This window comes from Arthrobacter sp. 9AX (genome assembly GCF_902506095.1).
Taxonomy (GTDB): Bacteria; Actinomycetota; Actinomycetes; order Actinomycetales; family Micrococcaceae; genus Arthrobacter.
The window spans coordinates 2,843,707-2,865,928 of record NZ_LR733293.1 but is presented as its reverse complement, the minus strand read 5'-3'; the positions used below and the strand labels follow the sequence as shown (position 1 = coordinate 2,865,928).

At 63.9% G+C, this 22,222-nt stretch carries 23 protein-coding genes; 21 read left to right on the top strand and 2 right to left on the bottom strand.

Annotated features, from left to right (window positions below):
* Positions 1-74: 74 nt before the first annotated feature.
* From prfA to BACI348_RS13130, 20 genes are all read left to right on the top strand, one after another.
* On the top strand, positions 75-1,148 hold the full coding sequence (gene prfA / locus BACI348_RS13225) for a peptide chain release factor 1 (protein WP_159826474.1): 1,074 nt from the start codon (positions 75-77) through the stop codon (positions 1,146-1,148).
* Positions 1,149-1,182: 34 nt separating this feature from the next.
* Positions 1,183-2,070 (top strand): peptide chain release factor N(5)-glutamine methyltransferase, encoded by an 888-nt coding sequence (gene prmC, locus BACI348_RS13220; protein WP_159826472.1) that lies wholly within the window; start codon positions 1,183-1,185, stop codon positions 2,068-2,070.
* Positions 2,067-2,924, top strand: a complete 858-nt coding sequence (locus tag BACI348_RS13215) for an L-threonylcarbamoyladenylate synthase (RefSeq protein WP_159826470.1) — start codon at positions 2,067-2,069, stop codon at positions 2,922-2,924. Before prmC ends, BACI348_RS13215 begins: the two co-directional genes overlap by 4 nt.
* Before the next feature lies 1 nt (position 2,925).
* The gene (locus BACI348_RS13210; RefSeq protein WP_159826468.1) at positions 2,926-3,837 is read left to right on the top strand and encodes a glycosyltransferase; all 912 of its coding nucleotides are present in this window, start codon (positions 2,926-2,928) and stop codon (positions 3,835-3,837) included.
* Between the two features lie 6 nt (positions 3,838-3,843).
* Complete coding sequence (locus BACI348_RS13205; RefSeq protein ID WP_159826466.1) at positions 3,844-4,803, top strand: glycosyltransferase; 960 nt, start codon at positions 3,844-3,846, stop codon at positions 4,801-4,803.
* Between the two features lie 99 nt (positions 4,804-4,902).
* The gene (locus BACI348_RS13200) at positions 4,903-6,768 is read left to right on the top strand and encodes a polysaccharide biosynthesis protein (protein ID WP_159826464.1); all 1,866 of its coding nucleotides are present in this window, start codon (positions 4,903-4,905) and stop codon (positions 6,766-6,768) included.
* Positions 6,765-7,790 (top strand): MraY family glycosyltransferase, encoded by a 1,026-nt coding sequence (locus tag BACI348_RS13195; protein WP_159826462.1) that lies wholly within the window; start codon positions 6,765-6,767, stop codon positions 7,788-7,790. The genes BACI348_RS13200 and BACI348_RS13195 overlap by 4 nt, the downstream gene beginning before the upstream one ends.
* Before the next feature lie 98 nt (positions 7,791-7,888).
* Positions 7,889-8,371 (top strand): hypothetical protein, encoded by a 483-nt coding sequence (locus BACI348_RS13190; RefSeq protein ID WP_159826460.1) that lies wholly within the window; start codon positions 7,889-7,891, stop codon positions 8,369-8,371.
* Positions 8,364-8,702: an AtpZ/AtpI family protein gene (locus BACI348_RS13185; RefSeq protein ID WP_159826458.1), complete on the top strand. Its 339-nt coding sequence runs from the start codon at positions 8,364-8,366 to the stop codon at positions 8,700-8,702. The genes BACI348_RS13190 and BACI348_RS13185 overlap by 8 nt, the downstream gene beginning before the upstream one ends.
* A gap of 81 nt (positions 8,703-8,783) precedes the next feature.
* On the top strand, positions 8,784-9,584 hold the full coding sequence (gene atpB / locus BACI348_RS13180) for a F0F1 ATP synthase subunit A (protein WP_091415702.1): 801 nt from the start codon (positions 8,784-8,786) through the stop codon (positions 9,582-9,584).
* 79 nt (positions 9,585-9,663) lie between these two features.
* Positions 9,664-9,867 (top strand): ATP synthase F0 subunit C, encoded by a 204-nt coding sequence (gene atpE / locus BACI348_RS13175; RefSeq protein ID WP_009356484.1) that lies wholly within the window; start codon positions 9,664-9,666, stop codon positions 9,865-9,867.
* A 52-nt stretch (positions 9,868-9,919) separates the two neighbouring features.
* Positions 9,920-10,471, top strand: a complete 552-nt coding sequence (locus BACI348_RS13170) for a F0F1 ATP synthase subunit B (protein WP_159826456.1) — start codon at positions 9,920-9,922, stop codon at positions 10,469-10,471.
* The gene (locus BACI348_RS13165) at positions 10,471-11,298 is read left to right on the top strand and encodes a F0F1 ATP synthase subunit delta (protein ID WP_159826454.1); all 828 of its coding nucleotides are present in this window, start codon (positions 10,471-10,473) and stop codon (positions 11,296-11,298) included. Before BACI348_RS13170 ends, BACI348_RS13165 begins: the two co-directional genes overlap by 1 nt.
* An 82-nt stretch (positions 11,299-11,380) precedes the next feature.
* The gene (gene atpA / locus BACI348_RS13160) at positions 11,381-13,018 is read left to right on the top strand and encodes a F0F1 ATP synthase subunit alpha (RefSeq protein WP_159830091.1); all 1,638 of its coding nucleotides are present in this window, start codon (positions 11,381-11,383) and stop codon (positions 13,016-13,018) included.
* A gap of 73 nt (positions 13,019-13,091) precedes the next feature.
* Positions 13,092-13,982, top strand: coding sequence for a F0F1 ATP synthase subunit gamma (locus tag BACI348_RS13155; protein WP_159826452.1), 891 nt, complete (start codon positions 13,092-13,094; stop codon positions 13,980-13,982).
* 81 nt (positions 13,983-14,063) lie between these two features.
* On the top strand, positions 14,064-15,518 hold the full coding sequence (atpD, locus tag BACI348_RS13150; RefSeq protein ID WP_159826450.1) for a F0F1 ATP synthase subunit beta: 1,455 nt from the start codon (positions 14,064-14,066) through the stop codon (positions 15,516-15,518).
* 1 nt (position 15,519) lies between these two features.
* On the top strand, positions 15,520-15,804 hold the full coding sequence (locus BACI348_RS13145; RefSeq protein ID WP_079597677.1) for a F0F1 ATP synthase subunit epsilon: 285 nt from the start codon (positions 15,520-15,522) through the stop codon (positions 15,802-15,804).
* 10 nt (positions 15,805-15,814) lie between these two features.
* Positions 15,815-16,246, top strand: coding sequence for a DUF2550 domain-containing protein (locus tag BACI348_RS13140; protein ID WP_159826448.1), 432 nt, complete (start codon positions 15,815-15,817; stop codon positions 16,244-16,246).
* A 5-nt stretch (positions 16,247-16,251) separates the two neighbouring features.
* Entirely contained in the window at positions 16,252-17,562 is a 1,311-nt protein-coding gene (locus tag BACI348_RS13135) for an alpha/beta hydrolase (RefSeq protein ID WP_159826446.1), read from the top strand.
* On the top strand, positions 17,559-20,117 hold the full coding sequence (locus tag BACI348_RS13130) for a bifunctional lysylphosphatidylglycerol flippase/synthetase MprF (protein WP_159826444.1): 2,559 nt from the start codon (positions 17,559-17,561) through the stop codon (positions 20,115-20,117). The genes BACI348_RS13135 and BACI348_RS13130 overlap by 4 nt, the downstream gene beginning before the upstream one ends.
* A gap of 363 nt (positions 20,118-20,480) precedes the next feature.
* Here the strand turns inward: BACI348_RS13130 and BACI348_RS13125 are convergent, their stop codons facing one another.
* Both BACI348_RS13125 and nucS read right to left on the bottom strand, forming a co-directional pair.
* Positions 20,481-20,684: a cold-shock protein gene (locus BACI348_RS13125; RefSeq protein ID WP_011692441.1), complete on the bottom strand. Its 204-nt coding sequence runs from the start codon at positions 20,682-20,684 to the stop codon at positions 20,481-20,483.
* A gap of 326 nt (positions 20,685-21,010) precedes the next feature.
* Positions 21,011-21,706: an endonuclease NucS gene (nucS, locus tag BACI348_RS13120; protein ID WP_159826442.1), complete on the bottom strand. Its 696-nt coding sequence runs from the start codon at positions 21,704-21,706 to the stop codon at positions 21,011-21,013.
* Positions 21,707-21,845: 139 nt separating this feature from the next.
* On the opposite strand from nucS, the gene BACI348_RS13115 reads away from it, so the two are divergent.
* Positions 21,846-22,202, top strand: coding sequence for an Rv1322 family protein (locus BACI348_RS13115; RefSeq protein WP_159826440.1), 357 nt, complete (start codon positions 21,846-21,848; stop codon positions 22,200-22,202).
* Positions 22,203-22,222 lie beyond the last annotated feature (20 nt).

Sequence of the window (22,222 nt, the reverse complement as noted above, 5' to 3'; positions counted from 1 at the left end):
GGTGCCCGCCACGCTTTGGGATGGGATTCCTGTGCCTGACTAAACTAGGCACAGAACGAAAGAGGTTTTGAAAAATGTTTGAGTCCGTACAGGGCCTGCTTGATGAGCATGATGCTATCCAGGCGCAGCTGGGGGATCCTGCTGTTTATGCTGACCAGCGGCTTGCCCGGAAGCTGGGGCGGCGGTCGGCTCAGCTCAACGGCATTGTCGAGGCCTACCACAAGTGGGAATCCATCCAGGATGACCTTGCTGCTGCCAAGGAAATGGCTGCCGAGGATCCTGAGTTCGCTGCCGAGGTTCCTGAGTTGGAGGAGGCGCTTGAGGTTGCCGCGGCGAAACTGCGCCGCCTGCTCATTCCCCGCGATCCGGACGACGCCCGCAACGTGATCCTTGAGGTCAAGGGCGGTGAAGGTGGCGACGAGGCTGCCCTCTTCGCCGGTGACCTCCTTCGCATGTACACCCGGTACGCGGAATCCCGGGGCTGGAAGACTGAAATCATTTCCGCTACCGAGTCGGACCTTGGCGGCTACAAGGACGTCCAGGTGGCCGTAAAGGGCAGCTCCAACGATCCCGCCGAAGGTGTGTACGCCCGGCTGAAGTTCGAGGGCGGCGTCCACCGCGTGCAGCGGGTGCCCGTCACCGAATCGCAGGGCCGCATCCACACCTCGGCGGCCGGTGTGCTGGTCCTGCCCGAAGTGGACGAGCCCGAAGAGCTCGAGATCAACCAGAACGACCTCAAGATCGACGTCTACCGTTCGTCCGGCCCCGGCGGCCAGTCCGTGAACACCACCGACTCCGCGGTGCGGATCACCCACCTTCCCACGGGCATCGTGGTGGCCATGCAGAACGAAAAATCACAGCTGCAGAACCGCGAAGCCGGAATGCGCGTCCTGCGCGCCCGTATCCTGGCCCACCAGCAGGAGCAGATCGACGCCGAAAACTCGGCCCAGCGCAAGTCGCAGATCCGCACCATGGACCGGTCGGAGCGCATCCGCACCTACAACTACCCGGAAAACCGCATTGCGGACCACCGCACCGGCTACAAGGCGTACAACCTGGACCAGGTGATGAACGGCGACCTTGAGCCGGTCATCCAGTCCGCCATCGAGATGGACGAACAGGCCCGCCTGGACGCCATCGGCGACTAGTCCGTCCCCGGTACCAGGACACGACATTCAGGACATGACATTCGGGCCAGGCCAGTCGCTCGCTGACGCCGTCAGCGAGGCCACAGCCATCCTCCGGGATGCCGGTGTCCCCAGCCCGCGGGTGGACGCGGAACTGCTCGCTGACCACCTGCTGAACGTGGGGCTGGGCCGGCTTCGCGCCATGATGCTCGGTGACACGCCGGCGCCGGAAGGCTACGGCGCGCTCGTGGCCGAGCGCGCCAGCAGGATTCCACTGCAGCACATCACCGGCGTGGCGTACTTCCGCTACCTCGAACTCGCCGTGGGGCCCGGCGTGTTCATTCCCCGGCCCGAGACTGAATCCGTGGTTCAGCTGGTCATCGACCACGTCAAGGACATGGCGCATCCGCGGATCGTCGACCTCGGAACGGGGTCCGGCGCCATCGCCGGTTCCATTGCCCATGAAGTGCCCGGTGCCGAAGTCCACGCGGTGGAATTCAGCGCCTTCGCCCACGCCTGGGCAGCCAAAAACCTCGCCCCCCTGGGCGTCCACCTCATCCTGGGGGACCTGCGGAACGCACTGCAGGAGCTGAACGGGACCTTCGACGTCGTAGTTTCCAACCCGCCGTACATCCCGGCGGAAGCCGTCCCCAACGAGCCCGAAGTAGCCCTGCACGACCCGCCTGAAGCCCTCTACGGCGGGGGAGCGGACGGCATGGAACTTCCGACGGCGGCTGCCGCCTCGGCTGCCCGGCTGCTGGTACCCGGCGGCTACTTCGTGATGGAACACGCAGAAGTGCAGGCTGGGTGGATCGCGGCGATGCTGGGCCGGTCAGGATTCTGGCGCAGCATCACCACGCACACCGACCTCAACGGCAAGGAGCGCGCCACCAGCGCCGTGCTCGCGGACCAGACCATACGGAATGAAAGAATGGGCCAGTGACCACAACCTATGACTGCACCAGCGATGACGAGCGGGCGCGGGGCCTGGAACATGCCCAGCGCGCCATCAGCGAAAAGAAGTGCGTTGTACTTCCCACGGACACGGTCTATGGCATCGGCGCCGACGCTTTCTCGCCGCAGGCCGTCACCATGCTGCTCGTCTCAAAAGGGCGCAGCCGCACCATGCCGCCGCCCGTGCTGATTCCGCGCATCAACGCACTGGACGGGCTGGCCACCGACGTCTCGGCCGATGCCCGCAAGCTTGCCGAGGCATTCTGGCCCGGCGGGCTGACCCTGATCCTGCACGCCCAGCCGTCGCTGGACTGGGACCTCGGCGAGACCAAGGGGACCGTGGCGCTGCGCATGCCTGCTGACGATGTTGCCCTTGAGCTCCTGACGCTGACCGGCCCGCTTGCCGTTTCCTCTGCCAACCGCACCGGCCACGCTCCGGGACAGACCGCTGCCGCCGCACGCGAGCAGCTGGCAGAGTCCGTTGAGGTCTACCTCGAGGGCGGCTTCCGGCCGGTGGAAGGCGAGACCGCCGTTCCGTCCACCATCGTGGACGCCACCGGCCCGCTCCTGCGCGTTGTCCGCAACGGCGCAGTCAGCCTCGAACAGCTGCGGGAACACGTGCCGGGTGTCCTGGGCCTCGGCGAGATCCCTATGGCTGCCGGAGAACCGGAAGCGGCTGACGCACCCGGGACTTCTGACGCATCGGAGACCTCTGCCGCGCCGAAGGGTGCAGAGGTCCCTGCGGAGGTCCCTGTCGAAACACCCGTTGCCCCCGCGGCCGAAGCCCGGACCACCGGCGGCAGCAGTGCTGTCAGCGCCACCGACAACAAGGCGGGAAACTGACATGCAGCCCAAAGTAGCCGTTGCGGCCGTAACCTTTGACCGCCACGAAGAGCTGGCGCTGCTCCTGAAGGGCCTGGCCGCGCAGACCGCGCCGATCCATTCGATTGCCCTGGTGGACTCGGGCACTGCCCCTGCTGCCGACGTCGTCAACGCCGGGGGAGCGCAGAACATCAACTACCTGCGCTCCGAAGCCAACCTCGGCGGCGCGGGCGGCTTCGCTTACGCCATCCTGGCGGCCATGGCCAGCGGCGCCGAGTGGATCTGGATGATGGACGACGACGGGCACCCCGAAGACGCCAGCTGCCTGGCCGAGCTGCTCCGCACCGCCGAGGAGCACCAGCTGGACATCATCAGCCCGCTGGTAGCCGCCACGGCCGACCCCAACCGGCTGTCCTTCAATTTCCGCATCAACGGACTGCTGACCAACGACCGGTCCCGGCTGGCGCCGATGGGCTACCTTCCGGACATGGTGCACTTCTTCAACGGGGCACTTATCCGGACCGAGGTTTTCTACCGGATCGGGATTCCCGATGTGAAGTTCTTCATCCGCGGAGACGAGGTGGACTTCCTCTCCCGCGTAAAAAAGGCCGGCCTCAAGTACGGCACCCTCGCCACTGTCGCGGTGCAGCACCCCGCGACTTGGACCGAGATGAAACCGGTGTTCGGCGGATTTATCACCCCTGTCATCCCCGAGGGTGAGTTCAAGCGTTACTGCTATTTCCGCAACCGCGGCTACCTGACCCGCAAATACCGGAACCTGCGGTGGTTCAGTGCGGACATCGTGGGCTTCCCCTACTACTTCCTGAAGGCCGGGGACCTCAAAGGTCTCGCGCGCTGGTTCAGGGCCTACTCCACCGGCTTCCGCGGCAAGGGCTTCGGTTCGCCCGCGGAACTGATGTCCGCCAACAGCTAGGCTGCCGTGGATAACCTGTACGCCGTCGTCGTCACCTACAACCGCGCCGACTTCCTGCGCAACCTGCTCGATTCCTTCGCCCGGCTGGACACTGCGCAGGCGCGGATCCTCGTGGTGGACAACGCGAGCGGTGACCATACCCCGGATGTTGTTGCCCAAGCAGCCGCGGCCGGGCTGCCCATCCAGTACGAACGGCTGGAGCAGAACATTGGCGGGGCCGGCGGGTTTTCCCGTGGCGTGGAACTGGCGCTGGACGCCGGAGCCGAATGGCTGTGGCTCATGGACGACGACGTTGAGGTCCTTCCCGGCGCGGTGCAGGCGCTGGAGAGATTCACGCCGGACTACTCCTGTTTGATCGGCCGGCGCTACGACGCCAGCGGCAAACCGTTCTTCTGGCAGCACCACTTTGTCGAGGCGCTGGGCATCTTCCTCCCGGTCTCGCGCGATGTTTTCCGGCATTCCGAAGTGTTCCCCACGAACGTCGGAAACTTCGAAGGCATGCTTATCCACGCGTCCGTGGCCCGCACCATCGGCCTGCCCGATCCACGCTTCTTCATCACTTGGGACGACCTGATCTACGGCTGGCTTGCCGCGCAACAAACCCCGGTGGTGTACGTCAACGCCTTTGTGATCAAGAAGGTACGGGCCCAGCGCCAAGTGGACCTGGGCCTGCGCCATCTCAATGATTCCTCCGACCTCAGCCGGCGCTACGTGATGCGCAACCGCGGGCATGTGGCGCATTACCTGCGGGCCCACGGCAAGTTCAACCGGGCCGGTTTCGCGACCGGCACCGCGCTGACCTTCCTGAAGGAACTTGTCCGCCTGGTCCTCGTTGAGCGGACCCTCAAAGGGACCGGTGCGCTCTGGCAGGGATGGCGTGAATCACGCACCATCCTTGCCGACGCGGACTGGAAACCCATGCCTTCGCTGCCCGCCTTTCCGGGCAGCGGAACCCGAAGCGATTAGTATCGTTCTAAGCCCCGACGCCGTCCGACAGTGTCGCGGCGGGGCATTTTGAATCAGGCGCCTGGCCGCCGTGGTAGTGGAAGTCGGTTGCATCTTTCGTTGAGTACACAATCAGAAACGCGCGCACCTGCCGCAGTACGGGACGAGAAGCCCGCCCTCTGGATCTGGATCCAGCTCTTCCTCGACTCCATGTCCTGGGTGGTGGCGATCGGCCTGGCACTGCTCCTGCGCTACGAGATGGGCATCCGGGTGGAACAGCTCCCCGGAGCCTGCCTCATCGCTGCCATCGCCGTAGTGGCACAGATGTTGGCCGGTTATTCCCTCGCCCTGTACCGGGGAAGGTACCCGTTCGGCAGCTTCCAGGAAGCCAGGGCGCTGGTATTCGTCACCGTCATCGTGGCGGCCACCATCACCGCGAGCCTGCTGGTGCTTTACGCGGAGATCAACATCGGCCGCAGCGTCGGCCTCATCGCCTTCCCCTTCGCCTGCCTCTTTATGTGCGCCGCCCGCTACGCCAAACGCCTCTACGTCGAGGGCAAGACCCGGCCCGGTGACGGGGCGCAAAACACGCTGGTTTACGGCGCCGGCTTCCTCGGCAACTCGCTGGTGACCCGAATGCTGCAGGACCCGGATTCCCCTTACTTCCCTGTGGGCCTGGTCGACGACGACCCCGCCAAGAAGCATCTGCGGCTCTCCGGGGTCCAGGTCCAGGGCCGCGGCGACGACCTGCCCGCGATTATCCGCCGCACCCGCGCCAAAGTCCTGGTCCTGGCCTTCGCCAACGTCGAGGCCACCGTGGTCCGGCGCATCTCGGACGCCGTCGCCGGCCTGAACGTGCGTGTGCTGGTTCTGCCTCCGCTGCGGGACATGCTGGGTACCGGCGCACCCGCCGGTTTCTCCGATTTCCGCGACGTGGCGGTGGAGGACCTGATCGGCCGGCGCCCCGTGGACATCGAGGTGGACGAAATCGCCGGGTACATCAAGGGCAAGCGTGTGCTGGTGACTGGAGCCGGCGGCTCCATCGGCTCGGAACTATGCCGGCAGATCGTCCAGTTCGACCCCGCAGAACTGATCATGCTGGACCACGACGAGACCGGCCTGCAGCAGACCCAGATCTCCATCACCGGCCATGGCCTGCTGGCCGGCCGCGACACGGTACTGGCCAACATCCGCGACGGCCAGGCCCTGCAGGACATCTTCGAGGACCGGCGCCCTGAAGTGGTGTTCCACGCCGCCGCACTCAAACACGCGCCGCTGCTCCAGCAATACCCGGTGGAAGCGTGGAAAACGAACGTCTGCGGCACGCTGAACGTCCTGCGCGCCGCCCAGCTCGTGGGCGTCTCCCACTTTGTGAACATTTCCACGGACAAGGCGGCGAACCCCACCACCGCCCTGGGCCACTCCAAGCGGGTCGCCGAGAAGCTGACCGCCTGGATGGCAGGGCAGACGTCCGGGAAATACGTATCCGTCCGCTTCGGCAACGTGATGGGCAGCCGTGGCTCGATGCTGCCGCTTTTCACCGAGCAGATCCGCGTCGGCGGTCCCGTCACGGTCACAGACCCCGATGTGACGCGCTTCTTTATGACCATCCCCGAGGCTTGCCAGCTGGTGATCCAGGCAGGTGCGATCGGCACCGGGGGAGACGTGCTGATCCTGGACATGGGCGAACCGGTCCGGATCCTGGATGTGGCGCAGCGGATGATTGCGATGTCGGGCAAGGATGTGGAGATCATTTACACCGGCCTGCGGCCGGGGGAGAAGCTGCACGAGGAGCTGGTGGGCACCGGTGAGCTGGACAAGCGCCCCCTGCATCCGAAGATTTCGCACACCCGGGCAACGGAGCAGGACCCGGACAAGCTTGACCTGAACGTCTGGCTGGCCCGCTGCGAGGCAGAACAGGGCGCCATCACAGTCATTCCAGATGACGAGGCCAACGATGCCGGTGAGATCCGGGTGGCATCATGATGCCGCTGGCGCTCGTGGCCGTGATCACGCTGGCAGCCAGCCTGCTGCTTCCCTTCGCCGTGAAGCCCTGGCTGGTCCGGATGGGCGTGGTTGATGTTCCGTCCGCCCGTTCATCGCACGTGAAAGTCACCATCCGCGGCATGGGAGTGGCCGTGGCCCTGGCCACCGCCATCGGCTACGCCGCGGCGCTGCTGTTGGGGGTTGTCACGGTGGACCGCTCCGTAGCCGCCGTGGTGCTTGGCATCATTGCCGCTTGCGCGGCCGTGGGCTGGATCGAAGATCTGCGCGGCATGTCCATCCGCGGACGCGCTGCTGCCCAGCTGGGCATCGGGGCGGCCGGCTCTGCGGTGCTTATCGTCCTGACGGGACAATCGTTCTGGTGGCTGCCGCTGGGGGCCCTGGCAATCGCCGCCTACGTCAACATTGCCAACTTCATGGATGGCGTCAATGGCATCTCAGGCCTGCACGGTGTCACCGCCGGCGTGGCCTACGCCGTGGCCGGCATGCTGGCCGGGCAGCCGTGGCTGACTGCCGGCGGCACGGTACTGGCCATGTCCTTCCTGGGGTTCCTCCCATGGAACCTGGGGCGCGGTTCCGTTTTCCTGGGCGACGTCGGCAGCTACCTCTTGGGTGCCTCGATAGCAGCCCTCGCCGTGGCCGGCTTCCTCGGCGGCGTCTACGTCGAGTACGTCCTCTCACCGATCCTGGTCTACGCGGCTGACACGGGCTACACCCTGCTCCGCCGCATCAAGGCAGGGGAGCGGTGGTACGCGTCGCACCGGGAGCACGTCTACCAGCGGCTCACTGACGTCGGTTTCTCGCACCTCCAGTCAGCCGCCACTGTTACGCTGTGCACCGCCGCCGTCATCATCCTCGGATTCATTGCCGCCACCGCTGCGCTTCCCGTCGTCGCCTTGTGCGTGGTCTCGAGCGTGCTGGTGCTCGCCCTGTACCTGGCCAGCCCCGACCTGATCCGGCGTTACCGGCGGCCGTCAAAGGTCACCCGCCAGCCGGTGACGTAGCAGTGTTCTATCTCGTGTAGAATTTGAGGGCAGCCAAAGCTGCCCTCCAAAACCTGCCGATTGGCCTCCTGCCTGTTGGTGCCGACGATTGGGATCGAATGACCTCCAACGCCGAGTCCGGACCTGAGTCCGGCAACGGAATCGTTGGCGCATCCGGTCCCACCCCCTCCCTGTGGCTGAACCTCCTGAAGCGGAGTTCGGTGGCGGCCGCGGCCGGACTCGCAGTCTGCACACTTGCCGCTGCTGTCCTCGAAGGCCCCGCCGGGGCGCTGTCCAGCACAGCCGGCGGCCTGCTGGTGATGCTGTTCTTCGGCATCAGCCTCCTGGTGGGCCACGTCATGGGCCGCAACAATCCTTCCGGGGCCATCGGTATGTTTGTGGCCACCTACTTTGTCAAAGTGGTTGGCTTCGCCGCGGTCCTCTTTGTGGTCGGTACTCCAGCGTGGCTGCACGGCCGTTGGTTCGTCGCCGGCGCAGTCACCGCCGTTGTCCTGTGGCAGGCTGCTGAGATCCATGGTTTCAGCAAAGCCCGGCTGCAGATCTACAACGATCCAGAAACCAAGGAAACCCCCGATGCGTGATTCCCAAAAGCCCAAGGAAGGCTCGAACGGCAACAGCGGATCGAACGGTTCTGCCCCCGGTGTCTCGAGCGACGGATCCAGTGGCGGATACAACGCCGGCATGGCCGTATTCAGCTACATCATTGGCGGAATCATCGTCTGGAGTTTGATAGGGTGGGGACTGGATTACGTGTGGGGAACGCGCTGGATCGTGCTCGCAGGCGCTCTGCTTGGAGCCGTCGGAGGTTTTTACCTTTCCCACATGCATGGCCTGACCAGTTCTCGAAAAAATGCTGGGGAGCGCCATGCTGCCAGCGGGCCGTCCCAGGACGGCGACACTAATGCCAAATAATTTCACAGGGGGAACTGCAGGCCTTGCGGCTGCCGGTCCCCGCCCAACGCCCAATGATGGACACTGCAGAGAGGAAACGCGTTGATCGCGCTTGCGCTCCCGGCCCAAGATTCAGGAGAGTTCACTCCTCCTGGTATTAACGAAATGCATTTGCCGGCAATCCTGCCGTGGGGTGCTGCAGAAGGATTCTCCAAGCAGATGCTGCTGGTCCTCCTCTCTGTCGTCTTTATCGCCGTCTTCTTCGTGCTCGCCGCACGCAAGCAGCAGCTTGTACCCGGCAAGCTCCAGTTCGCGGGTGAAGCCGCCTACGGCTTCGTCCGCAACGGAATCGCCAAGGACATCATCGGCGGCAGGGACTTCATCAAGTACGTCCCGCTGCTGTTCAGCCTGTTCTTCTTCATCCTGGTGAACAACATTTACGGCGCCATCCCGTTCTTCCAGCTCCCCACGTTCTCGCACGTTGGCGGCGCCTACGTCCTGGCGGGCATTGTCTACTTCACCTGGATCGCCATCGGCGTGAAGAAGAACGGACTCCGTTACTTCAAGCTGGCCACTGTGCCCTCCGGTGTTCCCTGGTTCATCCTCCCGATCGTTATCCCGATCGAGATCATCTCCAACTTCCTGGTCCGGCCCGTCACGCACAGCCTCCGTCTGTTCGCGACCATGCTCGCAGGACACCTCATTGTGATGATCGCCGGCTACGGCATCGAGTTCCTCATCATGCAGGAGAACGTCCTGCTCAAGGGAACCTCCGTCCTGGTCCTGGCCGGTGCCATCGCCATGTACATGCTTGAAGCCCTGATCATGGTCCTGCAGGCCTACGTATTTACCCTGCTGACAGCGATCTACATTGAAGGCGCACTTCACGCCGACAGCCACTAGGCACCCCTAAGCTTCCCCTCGCGGGGATGAAGCAACCCAAACAACCTGCCACATGGGTGGCATCTTGAAAGGAAGAAAAATGGAAGGCAATCTCAACCTCGTAGGTTACGGTCTGTCCGCAATCGGCGGTGGTATCGGTGTTGGTCTCGTATTCGCTGCCTACATCAACGGCGTCGCCCGCCAGCCGGAAGCACAGCGTGTCCTGCAGCCGATCGCATTCCTCGGCCTTGCGCTGACCGAAGCCCTCGCCATCCTCGGCCTGGTCTTCGCCTTCGTTCTCTAGTCCTTAGAACGAAGCGAACTAACAGAACCGAGTAGATAAGGACGGGTGAAATATGAATCAGCTGATCATCTCAGCCGCCACTGAGGGTGAAGTCAACCCCCTGATGCCCAACATCTGGGAAATGGGCGTTGTCTTCGTAGGCTTTGCCATCCTCTTTTTCATCGTGGTCAAGTTCGTTGTCCCGATGTTCGAAAAGACCTTCGCCGAGCGTGCCGAAGCCATTGAAGGCGGCATCGCAAAGGCTGAAAAGGCCCAGGCTGAGGCGTCTGCTGCACTCGAAGAGTACAAGCAGCAGCTGACCGACGCCCGCGCCGAAGCCAACCGCATCCGGGAAGAAGCCCGCGCCGAAGGTGCCCAGATCCTCGCGGATCTCAAGGAAAAGGCAGCTGCAGAGTCTGCCCGCATCACGGCCCAGGCCCACGCCCAGATTGAATCCGAACGTCAGGCGGCCGTTGTGTCCCTGCGTGCGGAGGTCGGCACCCTGGCCACCACCCTCGCCGGCCGCATCGTCGGCGAAGCGCTGACCGACGACGAGCGTGCAGCACGGGTTGTGGACCGCTTCCTTGCAGATCTGGAGACCCAGAGCGCAGGTGCAGCTAAGTAATGGCAGGCGTATCGAGCGAATCGCTGGCAACAGCCCTGGCCTCGCTGGAAGCAAAGCTTCCGACGGCGTCGCTGCAGCTGGCAAAGGAACTCTTCGGAATTCTGGCAATAGTGGACAGCTCGGCCGGCTTGCGCCGCGCCCTGACTGACCCGTCCCGTAACGGTGACGAAAAGGCGGCGCTGGTCAGGCGGCTGGTTGGCGGAAAAGTCTCCGCTGATGCTGCAGAGATCGCAGGCGAAGTGGCCAGCTTACGCTGGGCCAATGCCCGGGATATCGGCGATGCACTCGAGACTCTTGCCGCAACGGTGGTCATTTCCGTTGCTGAAAACAAGTCGGCCGTTTCTGCCTCCGGAATCACTGGCCTGGAAGAGCTGGAGAACGAGCTGTTCTCCTTCAACCAGGCTGTTGCCTCCAGCCACGAGGTACAACGTGCTCTGTCCGAACCACAGGCAAGCGCTGCAGCCAAGGCGAAGCTGGCCGAGAAGCTGGTGCCCGGTGCCAGTGAGGAAGCAAAGGTCCTCATCATCCAGGCAGTTACCCAGCCCCGCGGCATCAAGCCAACGCGCCTGGTGGAACGGTTTGCCGAGCTGGCAGCCAAGCGGCAGCAGCGCTGGATTGCAACGGTCAGCGTGACCCGTCCCCTGACGCAGACGCAGCTGGATCGCCTCCAGGCGGGCCTGAATGCACTGTACGGGCGGGAATTGAAGATCAACATCAACGTTGATCCGTCACTTATTGGCGGCGTACGCGTCCAGGTCGGCGACGAAGTGCTCGACGCTTCGGTCATCAGCCGCCTGAGCGAGCTGCAACGCCAGCTGGCCGGCTAGCCGGACAAGCACAACACAACTGATAGAAACCCCGGTCATCGTGGACAACGATGATCACAAAACAGGAGAGCAGGGACTGCAGATGGCCGAATTGACCATCAACGCCGACGACGTCCGTAATGCGCTGAACGAGTTCGCGGCGTCCTACGAACCCGGAAACGCAGAGCGCGTAGAGGTCGGCCGCGTAACCACCGCTAGTGACGGCATCGCCCGTGTTGAGGGCCTTCCCTCGGTCATGGCGAACGAGCTGCTGCGCTTCGAGGACGGCACCCTGGGCCTTGCCCAGAACCTGGACGTCCGCGAAATCGGCGTTATTATCCTCGGCGACTTCACCGGCATCGAAGAAGGCCAGGAAGTCCACCGGACGGGACAGGTTCTGTCTGTCCCCGTCGGCGACGCCTTCCTCGGCCGTGTTGTTGACCCGCTGGGTGTGCCCATCGATGACCTCGGCGAGATCAAGGCTGAGACCACCCGCGCACTGGAGCTCCAGGCTCCCGGCGTGACCCAGCGCAAGTCGGTGCACGAACCGATGCAGACCGGACTCAAGGCCATCGACGCCATGATTCCGATCGGCCGCGGCCAGCGCCAGCTCATCATTGGTGACCGCCAGACCGGCAAATCCGCGATCGCGATCGACACCATCATCAACCAGAAGGCCAACTGGGCTTCGGGCGATGTTACGAAGCAGGTCCGCTGCATCTACGTCGCGATCGGCCAGAAGGCGTCAACCATTGCCGCCATCCGCCAGACCCTCGAGGACAACGGCGCGCTGGAGTACACCACCATCGTGGCGTCTCCCGCATCTGACCCCGCAGGCTTTAAGTACCTGGCACCGTACGCCGGCTCGGCGATCGGCCAGCACTGGATGTACGGCGGCAAGCACGTCCTCATCGTGTTTGATGACCTGTCCAAGCAGGCTGAGGCATACCGTGCAGTGTCGCTGCTGCTCCGCCGCCCGCCGGGACGCGAAGCCTACCCGGGCGACGTCTTCTACCTGCACTCCCGCCTGCTGGAGCGTTGTGCAAAGCTCTCCGACGAGCTGGGCGCAGGGTCCATGACCGGCCTGCCGCTGATCGAAACGAAGGCAAACGACGTTTCGGCCTACATCCCCACCAACGTGATCTCCATCACCGACGGGCAGATCTTCCTGCAGTCGGACCTCTTCAACGCCAACCAGCGTCCTGCTGTTGACGTTGGTGTGTCGGTGTCCCGCGTGGGCGGTGCCGCACAGGTGAAGTCCATGAAGAAGGTTTCCGGCACGTTGAAGCTGGACCTCGCCCAGTACCGGGACATGCAGGCATTCGCCATGTTCGCCTCGGACCTGGACGCCGCTTCACGCCAGCAGCTCACCCGCGGTGCACGCCTGATGGAACTGCTCAAGCAGGGCCAGTACTCGCCGTTCCCGGTGGAGAACCAGGTTGTGTCCATCTGGGCAGGCACCAACGGCTACCTCGACGACGTGCCGGTTGAGGACATCAGCCGCTTCGAGTCCGAGTTCCTGGAGCACCTCGCCCACAAGTCCTCGATCCTCACCACGCTGGCGCAGACCAACGTGCTGGACGATGACACCGTCGCAGCTCTGAAGTCCGCCATCGTGGACTTCAAGAAGGGCTTTTTCGGTGAGGGCGACAACCACCTGGTAGGCGCCGGCCACGAGGAGCATGATGCTATCTCCGAGGGCGAAGTCGACCAGGAAAAGATCGTCAAGCAGAAGCGCTAGTTCCACTGACCGGGTGTGCCGGGCCGCCAAGGTCCGGCACACCCGGTTTACGGAATGTTAGGAAAGGATAAGTATGGGAGCCCAGATCCGGGTCTACCGCCAGAAGATCAGCTCGACCACGTCGATGCGCAAGATCTTCAAGGCGATGGAACTGATCGCTACCTCGCGCATCGGCAAGGCCCGTGCGCGCGTAGCAGCTTCACTGCCTTACGCGAACGCGATCACGCGCGCCGTTTCTGCTGTCGCCAGCCAAAGCGAAATCGACCACCCGCTGACCACTGAGCCGGAGCAGATCCGCCGTGCCGCCGTCCTGGTAATCACCTCGGACCGCGGTTTGGCCGGATCCTACTCGGCAAGCGTGCTCAAGCAGGCGGAAGGTCTCAACGAGCTGCTCCACGCTGAAGGCAAGGAAGTCAAGACGTACCTCGTCGGACGCAAGGCGCAGGCCTACTTCGAGTTCCGGAACCGTGAATATGCACGGGTCTGGACCGGAGGCACCGACGCACCGGAGTTCGCCACCGCCCGTGAAATCGGCGAGGCGCTGCTCACGGAATTCGCCACCGACTACGAAGAGGGCGGCGTGGACGAGATCCACGTGGTGTACACCCGCTTCAAGTCCATGGTGACCCAGGAGCCCACGGTCATCCGCCTGCTTCCGCTGGAAGTAGTGGAAGAGCAGGCTGCCTCTGAGTCGGACCTGTTGCCGCTGTACGAGTTCGAGCCGGAAACCGAGCAGGTTCTTGACGCCCTGCTGCCGCGCTACATCGAGTCGCGTATCTTCGCAGCCATGCTGCAGGCAGCGGCTTCCGAGCTCGCTGCACGCCAGCGGGCCATGAAGTCTGCCGGCGACAACGCCACGGACCTCATCAAGAAGTACACGCGTCTGCGCAACACGGCCCGCCAGGCTGAAATTACGCAGGAGCTTTCCGAGATTGTTGCCGGCGCCGACGCCCTCGCGTCCTAGCCTGCAGCGCCCGGTTCCGCTGGACCTGCAACACCACAGATAAACTTAAACCCACGCCATCTACTGAGTGAAGTGAGAGAGATGACTGCCACTGCTACCGAACACGTAGCCGCAACGTCCGGTGCCACCGGCCGCATTGCGCGCGTAATCGGCCCGGTTGTCGACGTCGAATTCCCGGCTGACGCAATCCCGTCCATCTACAACGCACTCACCACCGAGATCACTCTCAACGGTGAGACCAAGACCATCACGTTTGAGACCTCCCAGCACCTGGGTGACAACCTCGTCCGCGCCATCTCCCTGCAGGCCACCGACGGACTCGTCCGCGGCACGTCAGTAGTGGACAGCGGTGCCCCCATCTCCGTGCCTGTCGGCGACGGCGTCAAAGGCCACATCTTCAACGTCCTGGGCCAGCCCCTGGACGTCGAAGAGTCGGAACTGCAGATCAGCGAACGCTGGCCCATCCACCGCAAGGCGCCGAGCTTCGCTTCGCTCGAAGGCTCCACCGAGATGCTGGAAACCGGCATCAAGGTCATCGACCTCCTCACCCCGTACATCAAGGGTGGAAAGATCGGCCTGTTCGGCGGCGCCGGCGTGGGCAAGACCGTTCTGATCCAGGAAATGATCACCCGTGTTGCCCGCAACTTCGGTGGTACCTCGGTATTCGCCGGCGTGGGTGAGCGTACCCGCGAAGGTAACGACCTCTGGGTTGAAATGGAAGAGGCAGGCGTCCTCAAGGACACCGCCCTTGTGTTCGGCCAGATGGACGAGCCGCCGGGAACGCGTCTGCGCGTGGCCCTGTCCGCACTGACCATGGCGGAGTACTTCCGCGATGTGCAGAACCAGGACGTGCTGCTCTTCATCGACAACATTTTCCGCTTCACCCAGGCAGGCTCCGAGGTTTCCACCCTCCTCGGCCGCATGCCTTCGGCCGTGGGCTACCAGCCCAACCTGGCGGACGAGATGGGCCTCCTGCAGGAGCGCATTACGTCCACCAAGGGCCACTCCATCACCTCGATGCAGGCCATCTACGTTCCCGCAGATGACTACACGGACCCGGCTCCGGCAACCACCTTCGCACACCTCGACGCGACCACGGAACTTTCCCGTGAAATCGCCTCCCGTGGTCTGTACCCGGCTGTTGACCCGCTGACGTCCACCTCCCGCATTCTGGATCCCCAGTACATCGGCAAGGACCACTACAACACGGCTGTCCGTGTGAAGCAGATCCTGCAGAAGAACAAGGAACTCCAGGACATCATCGCCATCCTTGGTGTTGACGAGCTCTCCGAAGAGGACAAGATCGTCGTGTCGCGTGCACGCCGCATCCAGCAGTTCCTCTCGCAGAACACCTACACGGCCAAGCAGTTCACCGGCGTCGAGGGCTCCACGGTTTCCATCAAGGACACCGTTGAAGGCTTCTCCGCCATCTGCGACGGCGAGCTGGACCACATCGCGGAGCAGGCGTTCTTCAACGTCGGTGGCCTCGATGACGTTGAGCGCCAGTGGGCCAAGATCCAGGAACAGACCAAGTAATATGGCTGAGCTTGAGGTTGAGATTGTCGCAGCGGACCACTTCGTGTGGTCCGGAGCGGCCAAGATGGTCAAGGCCCGCACCAGCGATGGTGAAATCGGAATCCTGCCCGGCCACTCGCCCCTGCTGGCGATCCTGGCCGAGGGTGAACTGGCTATCCAGCCGGTGTCCGGGGACCGTATCGCCGTAGATGTTGACGGCGGGTTCTTCTCCGTGGACAACGACCGCGTGGTTATTGTTGCTGACAACGCCCACCTGGGCGGCTCGGCTACCGCTGGGATCCGCTAGCACCACCTTGATGGGCGCACCAAGTCTTCCGTTCATCGCCATAGCAATCACTTTTGGATTGCTGATCTTTGCACTGTGCCTTTCGGGGGTGCGCCGCTTCAACCTGCGGCGTGCCCTCGGCACGGTGGACGCCTCCATTTGCATGGCTGGAAACAGCTGGCAAATGGGGGTTTGTCGTTATCAGGACAACGACCTCGAGTGGTTCCGGCTGCTCTCCTTGAGTGTCCGGCCCAAGCACAAATTCAAGCGCCACTCGCTGGAGCTGCTGGGCCGCCGCAAGCCCACGGAGGCCGAGGCAGTAAAGGTCCAGCCCGACGTCGTGATCGTCGAACTGCGGTACGAGGGGCAGGACCTCCGCCTGGCCATGAAGTTCGACGCCTATGCCGGACTGTCGTCCTGGCTGGAAGCCGGGCCGGTCATCGGCATAGGCACCTGGCGCTAGCCCACGTGGACTGGATTCTTGACGTACGCCTGACCGACGGCCCGGTGTACTGGGCCTCCCTGGTCCTGGGCCTTGCGGGCGCCCTGTACCTTTTGGTGCCGCCTTCACCCACCCGCCGCCGGCGCTGGTTCCTTCAAATCGTTGCTGCCACCGCCGCAGCCTTCGCGCTGGTGGCAACGGTCCACTGGGCGCTCATCAACATCTTCTCCGTGTTCCCGGAAAACATCCCGGACGCCGTCCTGCTGTGGGTGGTTCCCGGTGTGGCGGCCCTTATTCTCCTCCTGCTCCGGCTGCCGCGAAGCAGCTGGGGACGGCGCGCCGCCGGCCTGGCGGCAGTACTCCTTGTGGCAGCGCTGTCGTCCGTGCAGGTCAACGCCTACTTTGGGCTGAACCGTACTGTGAGCGATCTGCTGGGCACCGCCGTGGCGCGGATCCCCACGCTGGAACCTTCGCTGATGCGGCAGCAGGGAGCGGACGACGGCGTCCCTCTCCTGGGGTGGGCACCGCAGGGTGACCTTCCGGCCGGGGGAGTCCTGCGCAAGGCTGCCATCCCCGGCACCGCGTCCGGTGTGGCAGCCCGCGACGCGTACATCTACCTGCCGCCGGCCTACTTCGCCCGGAACCGGCCGGCCCTCCCGGTACTGGTCCTGGTGGCGGGCCAGCCGGGCGGGCCGCCCGACTGGCTGACCGGAGGCGCCCTGGACGGACATATGGACTCCTTCGCCGCGGCCCACGGAGGCCTGGCGCCGGTGGTGGTGATCCCTGACCCCAACGGATCCCAGACCGCCAACACCATGTGCATGGACAGCCGGATCGCCCAGGCTGACACCTATCTTTCCCGTGATGTTCCTGACTGGATCAGTTCCACCCTCTTCGTGGACACCAACCACCATCAGTGGGCCATTGGCGGTTTCTCCTTCGGGGGCACCTGTGCCCTGCAAATGGGCACCCGGCACCCCGATCTGTACCCTTCCGTCCTTTCTTTTTCGGGCGAAGCCGAACCCGCCATTGCGAAGGAACGGCAAAAGACCATCGAGGCAGCCTTCCCCGGCCGCCCGGAGGAGTTTGACCGACAGACGCCGCTCGCCATCATGAAAGAGAGCCGCTTCGACTCCAGCGCCCTGTACTTGACCGCCGGGCAGAACGACACTGAATTTGTGGGCTATCTCCGTACGCTGGCCGCCGCCGCCCGGGACGCGGGGTTCGACGTCCGCGCATACGAGGTGGAACATACCGGCCATTCCTGGGATACGTCGTCCAAGCGCATAGCCGATGCGCTGCAGTTCCTTGCCGGCCGCTGGGGGCTGGGACAATGACAACAGGCAACCAGGTGCGTACCGCGTCCCTTGCGTGGGCGACTGTGGTCCGTCCGGCGCTGGATCGGGGCATCGCTGCCCTCAAGCTGATGCCTTTTTCCGTGGCGGTGCTGGCAGTATTCCTCGTCACCGGCGCCATCACCGGCAGTTTCCTCGCCGGGCCCCCGGAGCACCTGCTCGACACAGCGGGAGTGAGCGGACCGGGGTTGCGGGCGGGAAACTGGTGGTCCCTGTTTACCAGCCTCTTTTTCGCCACCAACCCGCTGGCGTATGTAGCCGCGTCGCTCATGATCCTCCTGCTGCTCGGTCTCGCCGAACGCAAACTGGGCAGCCGCACGGCCGCCGCGTTCTTTTTTGGCGGCCAGTTCGGTGCCGTCACGGTCTTCCTGCTCATTACGCAACTGGCGGTCTACGTTGGTGACGGCTGGCTTGACCGGATGGCCGACGACATCCTCATCGGACCCTACCCGGCAGTCCTGGCGGCAGTACTGGCCGCCACCGGAAAACTGCCGGTCCTGTGGCAGCGGCGGCTGCGGACCGGTGTGCTCTCTATTTCACTGCTGCAGGTGCTTTATATCGGCCACGCAGAAACCGTGATCGGCCTCATAGGCGCCGTCCTGGGCCTGCTGGCCGGATGGTGGATCCAGGGCGACCACGGCCAGCTTCACCGGCACCGCTCCACCGGCCGCGAGGCGCGAAACCTCTTAGCCCTGACTGTTGCCGTTTTTGCCGTTGGACCTATCCTTACGGGAATTGCCAGGGCGCCCACAGGGCCCCTGGCGCTGCTGCGCGATGTGGTGCTCAATCCCATGCCGACACTGGGCCAGTTGGCCTTCAACTGCGGCGCCACTGTTGAATCATCGTGCCTCGAAGCGGGCAGGGCAGGATTTGCCGGCCCCTTCGGGTTGGCGCTTGCTGTGGTCCCGGTGGTCCTGCTCCTGATCTGCGCGGATGGCATCCGCCGCGGCAGGCGCCTCGCATTGAATATCGCGATCGTCATCCAACTCGCGGTCACCGCCCTCGCCGCGGTCTACCTTGCGCTGTTTGCCCTCATTCCGTCCAGGCCGCAAAGCACTTCCGCTCCGGCCATGGGCTCGGCCTTCGCCCATGTCCTGCCGTTGGTTTTCGTACCCCTGTTACTGGCCGTACTCCTGTGGTTGAACCGGCGGCAGTTCCGTGTCCAGACCAGGCCTTCGGCGCGCAGGACTCTCGCAGTGATCGTGGCCGGATCATGGCTTGTCCTCGCCGGTGCATATGCAATCGCGTGGTTCTGGGCCGGTGGATTAATGCGCGACGGCGGCCTTCTGGGCTTATTCGCGGAGCTCGCCCGGCAGTATGTTCCGGTTCCCATCCCGCAGCACTACCACCGTGTTTTTGCCGACCGGAACACCCTGGAAGCTGTCCTTTTCGCCTATTCCGGCCCGGTGTTCTGGGTAACCGCCCTGGTTGCCGTCTGGTGGGCCTTACTCAGTGGCCACCATGGCAACGACTCCGGGAGGCAGGACCGGATCCGGGCACGCAACCTGCTTCACCGGGGAGGCGGACCGCTGTCCTGGATGGCGTTGTGGGAACCCAACACATACTGGTTCAGCCCCGACGGCCGCGGCGGCGTGGCATACCAGCGGCACGGAAGTGTGGCACTGACGCTGGGCGGGGCCTTCGGACCGACGGCGGCCCAGGGGCAGGTGACCGAAGGCTTCCTTGACTATTGCAGCCGCGAGGCCCTCATACCCGCCCTCTATTCCTGCGACGATTCGTTGTGGCCCATGCTGCAGGAACGCGGATTCTCCCGGGTGGCTGTTGCGCAGGAGACCCGTCTGGCCATCCGCGAACTCGAATTCAAGGGCAAGGAATGGCAGAACGTCAGAACAGCCCTGAACAGGGCCGCCAAGCTGGGTGTACAGGCTGTATGGGGCACGTACCAGACGCTGCCGCCGGCGCTGCGGGCCAGGCTGATCGAAGTTTCCGAAGAATGGGCCGCCGGCAAAACCGTTCCCGAGATGGGCTTCACCCTTGGCGGCATCGATGAGCTCGATGACCCGGAGGTGTCGTGCTGCCTGGCAGTGGACGGCAACGGTACAGTCCACGGGGTGACCAGCTGGCTACCGGTTTACGAGGACGGCGTGCTGGTCAGCAGGACACTTGATGTGATGCGCAGGGGCGCTGAAGGATTCCCCGGCGTGATGGAGTTCCTGATAGCTTCCGCAGTGCTTGAACTGCGCTCTTCGGTGGAAGTAATCTCGCTGTCGGGGTCGCCGCTGGCCAGCCTTCCCGAACAACCATCCGGTGCCGCGCCGGATGCTGGCTCCAATGGACACCGGGCGGACAACCTTGTCCGGATCCTGGACCTCGTGGGGCACGCGCTGGAACCGGTCTACGGGTTCCGTTCCCTGGCCGCATTTAAGTCGCGTTTCAAACCGGAGTATCGCGCACTTTACCTGTATTACCAGGACGCCTTGTATCTGCCTGCGATCGGCAGGGCATTGACGCGCGCCTACTTGCCCGGGCTTTCCCTTCCGCAGGGCGCCAGGCTGGTCCGCAAACTGGTGAACTGACCCGGCCGCGTCCGGCCTGGGAAGGCTCCCGCCCTCCGGACTCCCCATCACCTTCGGGCGGGTTCGACGGCGGTGATGCCGCGGGAGGGTGCCGGGGTGTCTTCGCGAGATGGATCACATGACGGAGCGTTCGGTGATTTGCTGCGAAAGGTGATGGGGCGTCGTCGGATTTGATGCGAAAGGTGATGGCGGGTTTCGCGTCAGCCGCCAATAGTGGTGGCCGCCTGCGACAGCCTGCTCCCATAACGCGGAGCCCCGATTTACACGTTTGTCTTATAACCCTTTAATAACAATGATCCCCGGCACAATTGCCGGGGATCATTGTTTCGCTGTTGGCCGCATTACGCGGCCATCCGGCGGGGACTAAACCAGCGTGACGCCGGTAGCCTGGGGGCCCTTGGCACCCTGGCCGATCTCGAACTGAACGCGCTGGTTCTCGTCGAGGGTCTTGAAGCCACCGGTCTGGATCTCGGAGTAGTGAACGAAGACATCACCATCGGAGTCATCCGGGGTGATGAAGCCGAAGCCCTTTTCAGCGTTGAACCACTTGACGGTTCCCTGTGCCATTTATTTCTCCTCATTGTGGAACTTTTTAAGATCGGCACACTTCGTGCCGGCCTTGGTCACTCCGCGAGAAGAATCCTGGATTGCCCGTCCGGAAAAGGGACCGGCGCTGCAGGAGCTTCGCGCTCGCAACATGTCTTGCGAGCATGAAAAACACCTACACAAAGACTGAGATAAGAATTTCACGCCGGTCGGCGGAGGTCAACGGTTTGGGCGGCTAAACGCATAAATTTTGGGTAAAAAGGCGGTTAAATGTCCTTGTCGGAACGAATTCAGCGCCGCCGAAAGGGCAGCCTGCTGATTATCACGCGAACCGTCGAAACGAAACGTCAGAAAAGCCGGGACTCAATATCGTCCACACCGCGCATGGCGTCGTAGTCGAGGGTTATGCAGTCAATCCCGCGGTCGTTCGCGAGGACCTTTGCCTGCGGCTTGATCTGCTGGGCGGCGAAGATCCCGCGGACCGGAGCCAGCAGCGGATCGCGGTTGAGCAGTTCAAGGTAGCGGGTAAGCTGCTCCACACCGTCGATGTCGCCGCGCCGCTTGAGCTCGATGGCCACCGTTGCCCCGTCGGCGTCCCGGGCCAGGATGTCCACCGGTCCGATCGCGGTGAAGTACTCCCTGCGGATCAGCGAGTAGCCTTCGCCAAGCGTTTCAATCTGCTCGGCCAGGAGCCGCTGCAGGTCAGCCTCAACGCCGTCCTTGATCAGGCCCGGGTCGACACCCAGGTCATGGGAGGACTCACTGAATTTCTCATGGATGTTGATGATGAGGCGGTCGTCGGTCTTGGCCGACTGCACGGTCCACTGCTCAACGACGCCCAGTTCAAGGTCCACGTCCTCCGGGGAGGAGACGCGCAGGGTGGCCGGCGGGCTCATCCAGTTCAGCGGCTTGTACGAGCCACCGTCCGAATGGACCAGGACGGAGCCGTCGGCCTTGACCAGCAGCAGCCTGGTGGCAAGGGGGAGATGGGCTTTGAGCCGGCCAACGTAATCAACAGAGCATCGGGCTATGACAAGTCGCACGCCGTACAGACTACCGTCTGGCGCCGGCGGCCCTTGCCTCGACGCGTGGTAGCGACGGGCCCCCTGCCATGGCCGGCCTGCCTGTGGCGGAAGGGGAGGGAGGCAGTGGCAGGGGCCGGGACTGGGGCAGAATGGAGGCATGCCGCGTTCCAACCGACCCCGCCGCCCAGTGTCCGGAAAAGCCGGAGCGGGTTCCGGCCGGGCCGCAGGAAAGAAGGGCAGCGGCGAGGTTCCCGAACTGGACCTGGAACGCGCGCGGGCGGGCATCGCCCGCCGGGAAAGCGCCCCGGACGGCGAGTGGATGGTCCGCACCATGACCGCCAAAAATGCCGAAAAGACCTACATCTGCCCGGAGTGTTCCACGGCAGTGCTGCCCGGAGTCGCGCACCTGGTGGTCTGGAAGGACGACCATCTGTTCGGTGCGGCCGCCGGCCTGGCTGAACGGCGGCACTGGCACACCAACTGCTGGATGAGCCGCAGTTACCGGTACCGGTAGCGGCTGTCGCTAAGCTGGCA

Coding starts and splice junctions, on each gene's coding strand:
- BACI348_RS13115 (WP_159826440.1), top strand. CDS start 21,846: ATGCCGCGTTCCAACCGACCCCGCCGCCCAGTGTCCGGAAAAGCCGGA.
- prfA (WP_159826474.1), top strand. CDS start 75: ATGTTTGAGTCCGTACAGGGCCTGCTTGATGAGCATGATGCTATCCAG.
- BACI348_RS13195 (WP_159826462.1), top strand. CDS start 6,765: ATGATGCCGCTGGCGCTCGTGGCCGTGATCACGCTGGCAGCCAGCCTG.
- BACI348_RS13190 (WP_159826460.1), top strand. CDS start 7,889: ATGACCTCCAACGCCGAGTCCGGACCTGAGTCCGGCAACGGAATCGTT.
- BACI348_RS13155 (WP_159826452.1), top strand. CDS start 13,092: ATGGGAGCCCAGATCCGGGTCTACCGCCAGAAGATCAGCTCGACCACG.
- BACI348_RS13130 (WP_159826444.1), top strand. CDS start 17,559: ATGACAACAGGCAACCAGGTGCGTACCGCGTCCCTTGCGTGGGCGACT.
- BACI348_RS13185 (WP_159826458.1), top strand. CDS start 8,364: ATGCGTGATTCCCAAAAGCCCAAGGAAGGCTCGAACGGCAACAGCGGA.
- BACI348_RS13145 (WP_079597677.1), top strand. CDS start 15,520: ATGGCTGAGCTTGAGGTTGAGATTGTCGCAGCGGACCACTTCGTGTGG.
- prmC (WP_159826472.1), top strand. CDS start 1,183: ATGACATTCGGGCCAGGCCAGTCGCTCGCTGACGCCGTCAGCGAGGCC.
- BACI348_RS13210 (WP_159826468.1), top strand. CDS start 2,926: ATGCAGCCCAAAGTAGCCGTTGCGGCCGTAACCTTTGACCGCCACGAA.
- atpA (WP_159830091.1), top strand. CDS start 11,381: ATGGCCGAATTGACCATCAACGCCGACGACGTCCGTAATGCGCTGAAC.
- BACI348_RS13170 (WP_159826456.1), top strand. CDS start 9,920: ATGAATCAGCTGATCATCTCAGCCGCCACTGAGGGTGAAGTCAACCCC.
- atpD (WP_159826450.1), top strand. CDS start 14,064: ATGACTGCCACTGCTACCGAACACGTAGCCGCAACGTCCGGTGCCACC.
- BACI348_RS13125 (WP_011692441.1), bottom strand. CDS start 20,684: ATGGCACAGGGAACCGTCAAGTGGTTCAACGCTGAAAAGGGCTTCGGC.
- BACI348_RS13140 (WP_159826448.1), top strand. CDS start 15,815: ATGGGCGCACCAAGTCTTCCGTTCATCGCCATAGCAATCACTTTTGGA.
- atpE (WP_009356484.1), top strand. CDS start 9,664: ATGGAAGGCAATCTCAACCTCGTAGGTTACGGTCTGTCCGCAATCGGC.
- BACI348_RS13165 (WP_159826454.1), top strand. CDS start 10,471: ATGGCAGGCGTATCGAGCGAATCGCTGGCAACAGCCCTGGCCTCGCTG.